The sequence below is a fragment of the Aquimarina sp. RZ0 genome (genome assembly GCF_008370685.1).
GTDB lineage: Bacteria > Bacteroidota > Bacteroidia > Flavobacteriales > Flavobacteriaceae > Aquimarina.
On sequence record NZ_VTZU01000045.1, the window covers coordinates 21,822 to 35,958 of the forward strand.

Consider the following 14,137-nt stretch of genomic DNA (forward strand, 5'->3'; position numbering starts at 1 on the left):
AAGTATTCTTGTTGTTTATTGGATTTGTTATTATTGCATATATCGAGATATTTATAGTGCACATATCTTTTTAAAAAAAGCTATTGTTTGCAATGGTAATAATGATAAATGGTGCTGCTTTGAAACTTGGTTAACCAAATGTTAACCTTTATTCTGTGCAGTTAACCTTTTGTGACAGATAGCATAGTAGCTAAAAAAAAAATATATGTTTTATTTGTGTAAATCATAACTGAAAAGTGACTGGTTTTAATTTAAACACAATTATATTATGAAAATTTTTAAACTTGCTCAGGGTACTCTACTATGTGGTTTTATATTTATTTTTGGAACATATACAATAAGTGCCCAGATATTAGAAGAAGTAGAAACACTTCATAAATATCAAAAATTAAAGGATTTTAATAAAGAGGATCAAAAAAAAATAGATCTTCAAAAGTTTGTAAAAACGAATCAAAAAACCGGGAGGCTTAAAATTCCTTCCGGGGTAAATCCTTTTTTAAGTAATTCGCCGAATGCAGGAAATTATAAGGAATGGAGTGAATTTGTCAAGGAGATGAATAGCAGGTACTATGAAAAAAATGATCAAAAAAAGTCTTCTCCATTACTTTATGAAGAACAAGAACGAGATTTTGAAAATACGAATGATATTCCTTCAAGAGCAGAGGTTATTCCAAATTTTGGGAGTAAACCTGATCAAAATGGTACTATATTAGTTAGAGGATTTGCCAATGCATCTATAAATTCTGTTCCCTCAGTATCTTTAGGAGATATTCTAGAAGAAGAAAGCTCAGATAATGGAACTGTTTTTTCAGCCACTCCTTTAGAGTTTACCGAAGATTTTCAGACATTAATGGGTACAGCAGTAATTGGGGATGGCTCAGATAGTTCTTCTGGGACTCAATTAGGAGATTTTGATGTATATTCTATTGCTTTATTAGCTGGACAAACTGTAAATTTTAAAGTCCTTTCAAATGATCCAAACAATCCGATCAATCCTGCTATTATTACAGCTACCCAAGATTTAGGTTTTCCCATATCTGATGGATCTGTAGTCGTAGAAGGAGTGGATTCTGTAGAAATTAATTTTACAGCTCCTGATGCTAATACATATTATTTTATGATTGCTGATTTTGAATCTTTTTTTGATGATGTTGATGACGCTCTGGTAATAAATGTATTTGATACAGATGGAAGAGGAGGTGTTGGTCTGGAAGGAGGTTACACTTTTGAGGTTACTTTAGGAGGCCGTTTAGAAAGTGATTTCTATTCTGTACAACTCGAAAAAGGCGATGTATTTGGTCTTGCCAGTAATGGAAGTGCAATTATAACAGAATTTTATACACCTAATGGAAAAATTGCGAATGGAACAATATCTGCTCCTGCATTTCCAATAATAGAAGAGTCCCCATTACCAACTAACGGAGAATTGGTTTTTTCTTATATAGCAGAAGAAACGGGTACTTATACGTTTCGACTGATAGGCACTTTTGAAGCATATGAAGCAGAAATAGCAGTGTCCAGACCAGGTTTTGAGACGATAAACAAAGGCAAAAAACAAGTTATTTATTTAGATTATACAGGAGGAATTATTACGCCCAGACCTTTTATTGCGATCCCTCCAGGGATTGACCCTAATATACCTGGATTAGATGAAGAACTCGAATTATCTCCTTTTGAGGATTTTATGGAGAATTGGGGGATAGAGAATACTTTTTTCAATAGAATACGTACAACATATGAAATAACGAATGTTGTAAAAGAAAATATAGAAAGAGATCTGGCTGCATCAGAAATTAACTCAGATTTTGATGTAATTATTATTAGTGATTATGGTAATCCGGTTTTGGGTAAAAAAATACCTGAAATTCTTGATAAAGTTGGTATACCTTTTAGTCGAGTTATAGTAGGAGGTACAATAGAAGAGTCCGGATTTAGTACTATTGGACTGGCGAGCGTAATAGATACAGGTAATTTTAGTCTGGATGATGATGCATTTGTATTGTTGGATCTTTTAAGCCTGACTGATGAGACTGATCTAGCTTTTGAGAATAGTATTAATTCTATTCCATTATCAGAAAATGCTACCAGAAGTGATGCCGTTACTGTAACTTTAGGAAATATAATATCTCATGAAATAGGTCACTTTTTAGGTAATTTCCATACAGATAATTCTAATGATATTAATAATATTATGGACCAGGGTGGTAGAGGTATTTCTTTTGCAGCAGGTGTTGTTGAAGGAGGCGCTTTTGGTGACGAAAATACTGTAGATGTCGATTTTGTTCAAGATAACTATTCTGTTTTAGAAGGGTTTACTTCTTTGTCAAGAAACCTTACGGATGTAAATACGGCATATGCTTTAGGTTTTAGATCTCGTTTTCGAACAGAAGAGAATTTTGATCTCCCTACCAATATAGAGGCTCTGGAAAATCAGGTATTAGCACAGTTGAATAGTATCGCGTCTGGAGAGCAGGCATATAGCTGGCCTAATCCGCAATCAGCTAATGAAACGTCAAAATTAATTTTCTCTTCAAAACAAGCTGGTCATACCGTGGTGACCTTGTATGATATGCAAGGAAGAAAAATTAAAGAAATTTTTAATGGATTCGTCAGTAAAGGCAAAAAAAATGAAGTGACACTAACTCCTTCTCAGTATAGCCTTACCTCGGGAATATATTTTTATGAGATAAAAAATTCTGATAGAAGGATTACTCATAAATTTTTAGTTAAGTAATACGATAGTTTTCTCTATTATAATATTTTATCGTTTAAATTATATTAATAATTAAAACCGAGATAATAATACGTTCAAGTTGTTATATTATCTTGGTTTTTTTGATCTTTTTCAAGAAATCAACCAAATTATAGCGAATAGAAAAAGCATAAACCACTCCAATGCAATTTCAATTTTGAACTTATACGATTTATAACTAAAAATTTCGCATATTCATCGTTTCTTTTTCCTTTCTACTTCGTTTAAAAAATAAACCGTAGCTATAGCTATGCTTGATTTTTTTGCCTTGCATAAAGAAAAAATAATTCAATGAATTTATACGAATTTTTTAATCACAAATCGTATTACCCAATGAATTAAAAATAATTTGATTCAGTTTACGGTGATTTTTTACCTAAGAACTGGGGTAAACAAAACATACTACTTGCTATTAAGGCAGGATTGCTATAAAAAAATATAATTATATTTTACAGCAAATTCAAACAGCAATAGAATATGGTCTAATCAACTTTTATTTTTATGAACTAATTCTGGTTCTGTATTAATTTGATCCAGGTATTGTTTTAAAGATAGCTCTTCAGTGAGGTTCATTTTTGATTTTGCCCTATTTCTACCCATTTTTATAGCACCAATTCCTACGTGCATTAATTGGGCTGATTCTTTTAAGGATAATCCTAGCTTGATTAAGATACAATGTTTTATGTCATTTTGAGAGAGTTCCGGATGTTTGTTTTTTAGGATAATTACCATTCCAGGGTATTGAGATTCCAGGCGTTCTGAGAATACGTCATCATTAGCGGTTTGCATTAAAAAAGAATTCAATTTTTTTTCAACTTTCTGAACCTGAGCAGCATTATTTTCTTTAATGGCTATTGATAATTCTTTTTTTATCTCAGATAATTCTGATAAAAGTTTTGCTTTGTTGTTTGCTAGCATGGAGAGTTCTGTTTCACGAACTTCTATATGATTTCTTAAGATTTCTCTTTCATTATTTTTAAGCTCTTTAATTTTTTCTTTGGATTTAAAATACTTAAGATATATCCAAATGCTTGTAATGATTAGTAATAAGCATACTAAACCGACTGATAAAATAATAATATACTGCTGCTGTTTATTATTTTGTAATGATAGGATTTCTTTCTCAATTTCTATTTTTTCCTGTTTTCTTTGCTGATCAATAATTTTGATCTTTGTATCATAATAATCGGTAAAAGCTTTTTGCTCTTTTGATCGTATGTTTTCTATAATTTTATTTTTTTTCCAAAGGCTAAAAGCGGCATTTTTATAGTCTTTCTTTTTTTCATAGCTACGAGCTAAAAAAGTGAGTGCTTCTATCTGGTTATAATCTGACATCTCAGGATAGTAGCCATCTTTTGCAGCTATAGCCTCTTTCATATAATATATTGATTTATCTATATTGCCAATAGTATCATAAGCTCTTGATAAAAAATAAGCGTTACCCTGTAGTCCATCAGGTCTATGTTTTTTTAGTTTTTCTACGATATGGAGACCAGAATCAACAGCTTTTTGAAACCTGCCTTGTAGATAGTAATCATTAATCATATTACTTTTTACAAAAAGTAAACTAGCAGTGTCTTTTAGTGTTTTGGCTATGTTCAAAGCTTTTAAGTGTATTGCATAACTTTTTTTGGGTTTCAGTAACTTTTGATAAGCCTGTCCTAAATTAATTAAGATATGTAATTCTACAGAAGAATTGATCGAAATAGAGTCTTTAGAGAATGATTCTAAAATGTCAATAGCTTTTTGATATTGTTTTTTGGCCATATAGGTATATGCTAAAGCATTTTTAATGGATACAACAATTTTTGTGTTTGAAGTATCAACATATTCATATGCCTTCTTCAATTCTACCAGAGATTGTTCTATCATCTCAAAATCTACAATCAAATTTGATCCCTTCTCATAAAAAAAAATTGAAATCATATTTTTAGTTTGATTTTCATATCCTCCTTTTTCAAAATTATGGGCATAATGCATCATGCTATCAAGGTTTTTTTGATAACTGAAATAATTCATGAGTTTAGAATATGCCTGTAATTCTGTGCTTTTATTTCCAATCTCTTTGGATTTTTTAAGAGCAATCCTATAATTAGTATAACTACTGGAAGAAAGGTCTTTTAAAGAGGATTTTAGCAAACTATCTATTTCTTTTAAGGTAATAGAATCTTGAATTTGTGAAAACGAAAGGTTATATGTTGATAAGTATACGATAAGAGTATATATGAGTTTTGGTTTTAAGAAAAAGCTATATTGAATCTTCTTATATTTCATTTTGAGTAGTTTGTTTATAATAACTTTTTTTTTACACTATAGTATGTGCAATTATTCGATCCTTTTTATTGAAAAACCTAATAATACTATAGTTAAGAGAATCTTACCTTTTTTTGTTAACCAGAAGTTAACCCTAGTTGTATCGTGAAGTTAACTCTTTGTTAGCTAATAAACAATGACATTCATAGGATTATTGATTTTGTTTGTAAACGAATTTAATCGGGAGATATTTCTTGATTTTTTATTGAGATATCGTTTTGACCGGATACTAATAATTTTTAACAAAAACCAATACTTACATAATTTTAAAATCATGAAAAACAAATTCACACAAAAAGCTCTCACGATAATGACGAATGTTATTATCGCCATTGTATTTACTTGTACAGCAAATATTTTTGCTCAAAATAGCTGTACGTTTAATCAGAATATACGCTTTACTACTCGTTTTGATAATTGTGGACAAGGAGGGAGAGTCACTGTAGATTATTCTGGAGGGCAAGCACCTTATAATATTTCTATCCGAAACTTGTTTTCTGGAGATCCTGTGACTGCAACATTAGATACGACTTCATTTCCTGTATCATTATTTCCAGGTTCTTTTGAGATTAAAACTACTGATGCCAATGGCTGTGAGGATACTACGACTTTTGCAGTATATGCAGCTAATTTCAAAGTTAGCGTGTTGGATTGTACCGATAGTGGTAGAAGACAAATACAATTCTCTAATAATAACAATAGCTTTCTAGATGTTTCTGTAGCTATTGGAAGTTTTGGGTTTAACTTAAGCGCTGGAACATCTACCATAGTAGAAGCTCCAGAAGGTACTTATATTGCTAGAGTAAGCAGGAGAGGTTGTGCTCCATATAATGTTACTTTTGGAGTTAATGCTTGTTCAACAACAAGAGACAATCAAAGCTCAGCAGCCCAAGAAATAATTATTGGTACTAAGGATATTATGGGAATAGGAGCTAAGGTATATCCAAATCCATTTAACAACGAATTTACGTTGGATTTAATAAATACGAATGTAAAAATATTGGGTACTATGGATGTCTCAGTTTTTGATATCAATGGAAAAATAGTCTATAAAGATGTGATTACAGATTCTAAAACCAATATTAATCTAAGCAAACTAGGAACTGGTTCTTATTTTGTAAAAGTATTAGATGCTAAAGGAGCAAAAGTTCTTGAAGAACAAATTATAAAAAACTAATAATAACATATACCTTATCCTTTATAGATTGTCCTCTATATGATAGGGATTTAAAAGAGACTGCCAATATAGGGTAGTCTCTTTTTTCTTGGTATAAGTTTGCAAAAATCTAGAATCTAATTTCTAAATCTAAATTTTCGGTTCCTACTTCGAATTTGGCATCATTCCACATTGGGGGGCCGTAACTCATATTGTTATTAGAAACGCCGTAGTTTTCTATGGGCATTCCATTATCTTCAAAATCCATTCTATTATTATCATTAGCATCGTGTACACATGAAATTCCATATTCTCCTGCGCTAACATTTGTAAATGTAATGGTTGTCTTACCATCTATTATTTTACCTTTTGCAGATTTAATTGGTGCAGCTGTCATAAAAGTTGTTTCGTCATACAGCCCAAAAAGTACAGAGCCATTAGAATTAGAAACATTAGGAACGGTTACTGTGATAGTGACCCCTTCTTTAGTATTCTGGGCATTTGTTATATAGTTTACGGCGGTGATTGCTAAGAATAATACAAGTGTTTTCATAAGATTTAAAATTTAGTTCGTTTCTTTTTGATGATCCAAAAGTCTATAAATCTCAGAAGTGATACTAAATTATACAACCCAATTGTAGAATAATTAGGATGAAGTGAAGCATTAGAGTATGTTTAAAAACCCTTCTGCCTGCTGGTCATTACTTTGACAACCTTGACTTTACTTCAAATAAGCAACATATCTCGATATGTCGTCGATTTGAAGTGTCGTCAGAATACCAAACTACTGACAATCAGTTTGCATTGTTTTTAAACATGTTCTTAGTATGTTGGAGATAAGATCTGGAGTCAAAAAATGATAATACACCCTATTGTATTATTCAGGATCTGGGTTATATCTAAAAAAAAGAACTTATTTGTTCATATAGTTTACAATAATCCACGGGCTTTAATTTCCAGATATTTGTTAATTGTATTTATTGTTAGATCTTCTGGTGCAGTTAGTACAGTTTGTATTCCGTGTTTTTGGAGTTCTTTAACCATTACCTTTTTATCATAAGAAAACTGTTGTGCAATCGTTTGATCATAGATAGCTTGCAAGTCTTCGGTTTTCTGGTGGATAAGCTGATCTAATTCTGTGTTTTCGAAGAAAATAACTACCAGAAGATGTTTTTTTGCTAGCGCTTGTAAATATGGAAGTTGTCTTTTTAATGATGAAATATGTTCAAAATTGGTGTATAATAATAGAAGACTACGCTGATTGATTTGTCTTTTTGTGTGTGCATATAAAAATCCAAAATCTGCATCCAGGAATTGTGTTTTTATATTATACAATGTTTCGGATATGTTGTTAATATATGTTTTCTTTCTACTAGCAGGCAAAAAACCGGATACCGTATTAGAAAAAGTGAGCATACCTACTTTATCATGCTTCTTTAAAGCAATATTAGAAAAAGCCAATGTACTGTTTATGGCATAATCCAGAAGACTTACTTCATTAAAAGGCATTTTCATCGTACGGCTGATATCTATTATAGAGTAAATAGGTTGAGATTTTTGATCCTGAAATTGATTGATCATTAAATTACCATGCTTGGCAGTCGCTTTCCAATTAATGATCCTTACATCATCACCAGTGACATATTCTTTAATTTGCTCAAACTCCATAGTATGTCCGATACGTCTTATTTTTTTAAGACCAAACTGTGTAAGTTTACTATCTATAGCCAGAAAATCGTATTTTTTCATCTGGATGAATGAAGGATATACTTTTACCATAGCAGATTTATCAAAGCTATAGCGTTTTTTTACCAGTCGAATTCTAGTCATTACATAAATATGTAAGTGTCCAAAAATATATTCACCACGTTCTACCGGGCGCAGTGAGTACTCAAAATCCAAAACAGATGCAGGAGCGATATTTCCTTTTTTAAGAAAATCACGTTTTTGAAACTGAATAGGTATTTCATCAATGATTTCTGTATAGATAGTAAAAGCGTATTTATTTTTTATTCTAATAGGGATAGCATTAAAATCACTATTAGAGAATTTTTCAGGCAATAACCTATTGGCTTCTATTCCGTTTTGGTTATTAAACAAAATGACAATATCAAATAAAAAGACGATTAATAATCCCCATACTAATAACCAGGCTATTGGATACAACGCATGAAACCAATAAGAAGCTAAAAACAACACAGATACTATAGCGAGTATATAAAAAACGCTGTTGCTTAGATATAAGGATTTGTAGAATTTGATCACTATTATCGGGGAATTTCTACAGATTGCAGGATCATTTCTATTACATTTTCGGTGGTCATACCTTCCATTTCACGTTCTGGTGATAAAATGATTCTATGTCCTAAAACAGGTAGTAAAGACTTCTTAATATCTTCTGGAGTTACAAAATCTCTACCATGAATAGCTGCAAAGGCTTTGGAGGCATTCATAATTGCGATTGATGCTCTAGGTGAACCCCCCAGATATAGATGAGGATGTGTTCTTGTTTTGGTCACAATCTCTGCAATATATCCCAGAATTTTCTCTTCGATTATAATTTCCTGAGTTTTATTTTTAAACTCAATTAGTTTTTCCGGAGTCAGTACAGGATTTACCATTTCCAGTGGTTTCAATGCCTTTCTTTCGTGATGTGTTTTAAGGATGCGTACTTCTTCTTGCAGGGATGGATATGCTACTTTTATTTTAAACAAAAACCGATCTAATTGTGCTTCTGGTAAAGCATAGGTTCCTTCTTGCTCTATAGGGTTTTGTGTGGCTAATACCATAAAAGGGGGTTCCATTATATACCGGATTCCATCAATAGTAACCTGGCGCTCTTCCATGACTTCAAAAAGGGCGGCTTGTGTTTTTGCAGGAGCACGATTGATCTCATCAATTAATACCATATTAGAAAAAATAGGACCTTTCTTAAATTCAAAATCACTGGTTTTCATATTCAATACAGAAGTTCCCAGTACATCACTAGGCATCAGATCTGGTGTAAACTGAATTCTATTGAAGTTGGTTTTAAGCGTTTTGGCAAATAGTTTGGCAGTAACTGTTTTTGCAATGCCCGGAACTCCTTCTATTAGTACGTGTCCATTTGATAATAAAGAAACAATGAGAAGCTCTATAAAATCTTGCTGACCAATAATTACTTTAGCTAATTCAGTTTTTAATTGTGCTACAACCTGTTGTAATTCGCTGAGGTCTATCCTGTTTTTAAAATTTATATTTTGTTCCTGAGTTTCATTACCTGTAATTTCTTCGTTTTCCATGCCTTACATTTTAATCTTTCTTTTGACTATAGTTATGTTGGTATTCTGTTTTCAATACTGATTGATGATTAAGATTTATCCTTAAATTCTGTAATAAGTTTATGTAGTTGAATCAGTTCTTCTTTATTGATATTATTTTTTCTGTTAAGTTCCTCAAAAATTTTAAATAATCTTTTAGTATCGTCTATATTATTATTACTTCTGGCAGCAATATCCAGCAATGTTTTTTCATTCAGGATATTTGTGGGTATTCTAAGTTCTTGTCGGATGTAATCCAAAAACAGTAAATTTTGTTTTTCTACAATCTCATTATGCTTTTGTTTTTCAAAATACATACCACTAATAGTCCTTGTAAAGGCTAACGTTTGATTTTTTAATGGAGTTATAACTGGAATACTTCGCTGTTTTCTTTTTCCTTCAAAAATAACAAATAACAGTGTTCCAAAGATCAATATGTAGTATGACCATTTCAGGTGTCTATTTTGTAAGAGAAAGAAAAGGGGAGAAGAATAGAATTTTTTTCCAGACTTGTAATAATTATCCCAAAGAATTTTTTTGGTAGGATTAATATATGCCAGTAAATTTTGAGTGTATTGATAATTTGTGTCTGTTAGCATAAAATAATTCCCGAATGCTTCAGGAAAATAATGTAATAATATTTGTCCTTTGCCAAAAGGTTTTTTGATATAATTTAATTTCGGATCTTTAATTTTTAAGCTATCGTTATATAATTGTGAAACGCCAAGAATAGTGGTGTTTAGGGTGTCTATTTTGCTAAAATATGGATTCGATATATTGCGATCATATAGATACGGAGTTTCTTTTTTTAAGTTTTTATTTACCAATTCTACAATTGGTTGTGTATCTATATTATCTAATGCGACCATATGATCAGTATCAAGAGATAAGGTGTCTAGTAGGTTACTACTTATAAATTTTGCAGATATGAACAGTGTATTCCCTTTTTCTATCCAGTTTAATAGTTGTTTTAATTCACTGTCATCAAATCCAATAGTTCCATTAACAAAAAAGTAGGTACCTGTTATAGAATCATTGTCTGTAAGAAACTCATAAGGAGGTTGATTAATATCTTTTAGATAATCTGCTCCAAAAGTTTCTTCTATCATTGAGTAAGAAACAAAGGTACCTAAGGGAATCTTATCTGTCCTGGCATAACTCGGAAACCAATTCACTTCTTCTGTTTCATTTGCTTCCAAAAAGACAAATAGCCCTATAGCAGCAACAAGAATAATAATTATTATTTTAGAATTTTTATTGAGCAAAGTGAGAAGTTATACGATTGGTTAATGATTTAAATTTTTGTTCTGCGGTATGAAATGATTTTTCATCAACTTCAAAACTTCCATACCATATAAAGTCATACAATCGGGTAATGTTTTGAAATTGTTGTTTTATAGCACTATCAGTTAATTCTTTTGTGTAATCAGTATTTGTTTTTTGAGATTCCCAAACAATTAACTCCTGATCAGACATTTTTTTTAATACAGAAAGATAATAATATCTAATAGCCAACCGGTGGTTATTTTTTTCTAAAGCCTGTTTAATCAGTTCCTGAATATCTTGATTGTGTATAATATCTTCATCTTCTGTAATGATTACCTGAGAAGCCTGTTGTTTTTCTAATAACATATCTTTTGGATTCACCTTCATAAACAAATAAATGAGTAAGCATACGATTGCGATCACTATAATATATGGAATTGCCAGAAGAAAAAAACTGAGAAATCCTGTTGCTACCGCTCCGGTACCGAATAACCATTCATACAATTTGTTCCATAATTGTCCAAACCACTTTTTGAACTGAGTCCACCAGGTATCTGTTTCTTCTAATTCTGTATAATTAAAATCATCTTGTAATGCGAATTCCCTGAGTCTCTCTTTATTAAATTTTCTAACCTCTTTGGTAGTATCCAGATCATATATTATTTCCTGAGGAGATACCACTGCAGTGGTATCTTGTACCTGTGCAGATATAGAAAATGAAGCTGTAAAAAATAGAATGTATAGTAGTATTCTCAAATTATTCTGATTTACCTAAAGCGTCTATCTGCTCTAATGTTCCTGTATGATTTTTTCTTTCATTTATATTGTAATATATAAAAGCACTAGAAATTGCTGTTAACAGATATATAATGATGTATTGTAGTACTGAAGCTAATGTGCTCAGAGTAACCGATATCCAATCAAGCATTGTAGATGGATCCGAAAGAGTGCCCTCTGTTGCGGCAGTAAATGTTTTGAAAAACATGTATATGATAGCAGGGATAGAAAATACCATACTAATAATATATGCCAATATCAATATGACCAAAAGAGTAGCAAAAGTGATCCACCATTCATTTTTGATAAGTTCAAAACTCTCACTAATTGAATCAAATACTCCAATATTTCTGAAAACCAATATAGAAAATACCAGACTCATAGGAACATAAAAATAGATTCCTGGGATAAAACATAGCAAGAACCCAAAACTGGTGATGAGTGTTGATAAGATTGAAAGGCCAATGATTTTTCCAAAATTCTTTTTTACACCTTCTATGATCATTGATTGATCGATGATCCCGTTCCCTTGGATATATACTCTTATATAGTGTAGAATAGTTCCAAAAACCAAACCATAAAAAAGCACTGTACTTGCAAACATGAAAAATAAAGAAACTATAAAATTTGCAGAGGTAAATATCTGGGTGTTTCCCCCTATATTAAACAGGTCCAAAATATTAGATGATTGATGTGTGTAGTACCCTACTGCTATTATAAGGATAGCAAAGGAAAAACCAGTCGTTCTGAATAATATTGAAAATAGAGGTTTGATATTAGTTCTCAAAAATGCAAATACATCTTTTAGGATATCACCTAATTCTCTTTTCTTTTTAAATTCGATATAGTTGTTATTCATGAGTCAGAATTGATTTTTTATATAATTGTCTGGGGTATATTACATAATAAAACAGAATTAATCCCAGAGATAAAGTAATGATAAAAATAGCAAGCCAATCCGGCATTTCTGTATGACGGGTTACAAAACCTTCTAAGAAGCCAGCAATAATAAAAAAGGGAATTGTACTGATTACAATTTTTAGCCCTGCTTTTACACCGTTAATAAAAGAAGTCAATCGGGTATATGTTTTGGGAAATAAAATAGAATTACCTACAACTAATCCAGCGCAACCTGCAATGATGATAACAGAAATTTCTATAGTTCCGTGTATCCAAATTGTTCTGGCACTTTCCCATAAAAGTCCTTTTTCGTAAAAAAAATACTGAAAAGAACCTAACATAATAAAATTTTGCATCAACATATAAACAGTACCAATCCCTAGCATAATTCCTAATATAAAACAGTTTAGCGCTACTCTTATATTATTAATAGTGATTCCCAGAAACATATTTGTTTCTCCCATTTTTTTATAAACAGCCATAGGATCTTCATTAGCGATGTTCTCCAGGGTCATATTTACATATCCATCACCAAGAATAGATCTCACAAATGCGCCGTCAGTTGCAGAAGAGTAAACGCCTACAGCAGTAAAAAGAACAGAAATTAAGAAAACAATAAGTAATTCTTTTTGATAAGCATAAAATTCCAGAGGAAACTCCTTTACCCAAAAAGAATAAAAACGATTTTTCTTTTCTTTTTTAGTTTTATAAATCTTTTGGTGCGCATTAGACGCTAATCCATTTAAGTAGTTAAATGTCTGGCTTTTAGGATAGAAGGTGCTAGCGTAACTTAGGTGATCAGTAATTTCTACATACAAACTAGAAAGCTCATCTGGAGTTATTTGTGCATTATTAACTAGAACGCTTTCAAATTTTAACCATTTATCTTTATTTTGCTTCACAAAAGCCGCCTCACGCATGGATCAAAAATTAGGAGCTTCAAAGAAACATAATTAATGGATAATTTTCAAATAGAAACAGCTCAAAATGTAAGTATTCAACAAAATACTGCAGGAATAGGAGAGAGGATCTTAGCGTATCTTATAGATCTTTTGATTATCATAGGGTATTTTATTTTGGTGCTTTTTTTTATTGGATTATTGAATTTGGATGTTGGAGATCAATGGTCTATTTGGCTAATGGTTGGTCTTCCACCATTTTTATATTTTTTACTGTGGGAAACTTTTTGGGACGGTAAAACCCCAGGAAAAGCTACGATGAAGTTAAAAGTTGTAAAATTGGATGGATCCAGACCTGCATTTTCGAATTATTTGATTAGATGGTTACTTCGTTTACTAGATATTACGCTTGCCTCCGGAGGAATTGCAGTCGTAGCTATATTGTTTAGAGGTACAGGGCAGAGACTGGGCGATATGGCGGCTGGAACTACTGTAATCAGTGAGAAGCAACGCGTCAAGTTTCATCAAACAATTTTGGTGGATATTCCAGATGATTATAAACCGACATATCCGCAGGTTACAGTATTTAGTGATGTTGAAATGAGGAAAATAAAAACAATTTTTCAGGAAGCAAGAAAACACGGAAATCATCATATAATTTTGCAATTATCATCAAAAGTAAGTAGTTTAATGCAAATTACGCCAGAAGAAAAACCATTGCAGTTTCTATCCAGGGTGTTAGAAGATTATAATTACTATACGCAGAAACTCTAAG

11 protein-coding genes are annotated in these 14,137 nt (G+C 31.5%); 3 read left to right on the top strand and 8 right to left on the bottom strand.

Going from position 1 to position 14,137, the window contains the following annotated elements; genetic code table 11:
• The first annotated feature begins 268 nt into the window (after positions 1–268).
• The gene (locus F0000_RS17235) at positions 269–2,734 is read left to right on the top strand and encodes a T9SS type A sorting domain-containing protein (protein ID WP_149625976.1); all 2,466 of its coding nucleotides are present in this window, start codon (positions 269–271) and stop codon (positions 2,732–2,734) included.
• Positions 2,735–3,238: 504 nt separating this feature from the next.
• Here F0000_RS17235 and F0000_RS17240 read toward each other — a convergent pair.
• The gene (locus F0000_RS17240) at positions 3,239–5,026 is read right to left on the bottom strand and encodes a lipopolysaccharide assembly protein LapB (RefSeq protein ID WP_149625977.1); all 1,788 of its coding nucleotides are present in this window, start codon (positions 5,024–5,026) and stop codon (positions 3,239–3,241) included.
• Between the two features lie 313 nt (positions 5,027–5,339).
• Here F0000_RS17240 and F0000_RS17245 point away from each other — a divergent pair, with 313 nt between their 5' ends.
• Positions 5,340–6,242, top strand: coding sequence for a T9SS type A sorting domain-containing protein (locus F0000_RS17245; protein WP_188112163.1), 903 nt, complete (start codon positions 5,340–5,342; stop codon positions 6,240–6,242).
• A gap of 109 nt (positions 6,243–6,351) precedes the next feature.
• Here the strand turns inward: F0000_RS17245 and F0000_RS17250 are convergent, their stop codons facing one another.
• The 7 genes from F0000_RS17250 to F0000_RS17280 form a co-directional block, all read right to left on the bottom strand.
• Entirely contained in the window at positions 6,352–6,774 is a 423-nt protein-coding gene (locus F0000_RS17250; RefSeq protein WP_149625979.1) for a DUF2141 domain-containing protein, read from the bottom strand.
• A gap of 377 nt (positions 6,775–7,151) precedes the next feature.
• Positions 7,152–8,483, bottom strand: coding sequence for a DUF58 domain-containing protein (locus F0000_RS17255; protein WP_149626007.1), 1,332 nt, complete (start codon positions 8,481–8,483; stop codon positions 7,152–7,154).
• Positions 8,484–8,488: 5 nt separating this feature from the next.
• Positions 8,489–9,502 (bottom strand): MoxR family ATPase, encoded by a 1,014-nt coding sequence (locus tag F0000_RS17260; RefSeq protein WP_149625980.1) that lies wholly within the window; start codon positions 9,500–9,502, stop codon positions 8,489–8,491.
• 68 nt (positions 9,503–9,570) lie between these two features.
• Entirely contained in the window at positions 9,571–10,785 is a 1,215-nt protein-coding gene (locus F0000_RS17265; protein ID WP_149625981.1) for a DUF4350 domain-containing protein, read from the bottom strand.
• The gene (locus F0000_RS17270; RefSeq protein ID WP_149625982.1) at positions 10,775–11,542 is read right to left on the bottom strand and encodes a DUF4129 domain-containing protein; all 768 of its coding nucleotides are present in this window, start codon (positions 11,540–11,542) and stop codon (positions 10,775–10,777) included. Before F0000_RS17270 ends, F0000_RS17265 begins: the two co-directional genes overlap by 11 nt.
• A 1-nt stretch (position 11,543) precedes the next feature.
• Complete coding sequence (locus F0000_RS17275; protein WP_149625983.1) at positions 11,544–12,422, bottom strand: hypothetical protein; 879 nt, start codon at positions 12,420–12,422, stop codon at positions 11,544–11,546.
• Complete coding sequence (locus tag F0000_RS17280; RefSeq protein ID WP_149625984.1) at positions 12,415–13,383, bottom strand: stage II sporulation protein M; 969 nt, start codon at positions 13,381–13,383, stop codon at positions 12,415–12,417. Before F0000_RS17280 ends, F0000_RS17275 begins: the two co-directional genes overlap by 8 nt.
• A gap of 36 nt (positions 13,384–13,419) precedes the next feature.
• Here F0000_RS17280 and F0000_RS17285 point away from each other — a divergent pair, with 36 nt between their 5' ends.
• Positions 13,420–14,136 (top strand): RDD family protein, encoded by a 717-nt coding sequence (locus F0000_RS17285; protein WP_149625985.1) that lies wholly within the window; start codon positions 13,420–13,422, stop codon positions 14,134–14,136.
• Position 14,137 lies beyond the last annotated feature (1 nt).

What these genes read in the sequence shown, in the direction of transcription:
- F0000_RS17235 (WP_149625976.1), top strand. Translation starts at nt 269, where the DNA reads ATGAAAATTTTTAAACTTGCTCAGGGTACTCTACTATGTGGTTTTATA.
- F0000_RS17240 (WP_149625977.1), bottom strand. Translation starts at nt 5,026, where the DNA reads ATGAAATATAAGAAGATTCAATATAGCTTTTTCTTAAAACCAAAACTC.
- F0000_RS17245 (WP_188112163.1), top strand. Translation starts at nt 5,340, where the DNA reads ATGAAAAACAAATTCACACAAAAAGCTCTCACGATAATGACGAATGTT.
- F0000_RS17250 (WP_149625979.1), bottom strand. Translation starts at nt 6,774, where the DNA reads ATGAAAACACTTGTATTATTCTTAGCAATCACCGCCGTAAACTATATA.
- F0000_RS17260 (WP_149625980.1), bottom strand. Translation starts at nt 9,502, where the DNA reads ATGGAAAACGAAGAAATTACAGGTAATGAAACTCAGGAACAAAATATA.
- F0000_RS17275 (WP_149625983.1), bottom strand. Translation starts at nt 12,422, where the DNA reads ATGAATAACAACTATATCGAATTTAAAAAGAAAAGAGAATTAGGTGAT.
- F0000_RS17280 (WP_149625984.1), bottom strand. Translation starts at nt 13,383, where the DNA reads ATGCGTGAGGCGGCTTTTGTGAAGCAAAATAAAGATAAATGGTTAAAA.
- F0000_RS17285 (WP_149625985.1), top strand. Translation starts at nt 13,420, where the DNA reads ATGGATAATTTTCAAATAGAAACAGCTCAAAATGTAAGTATTCAACAA.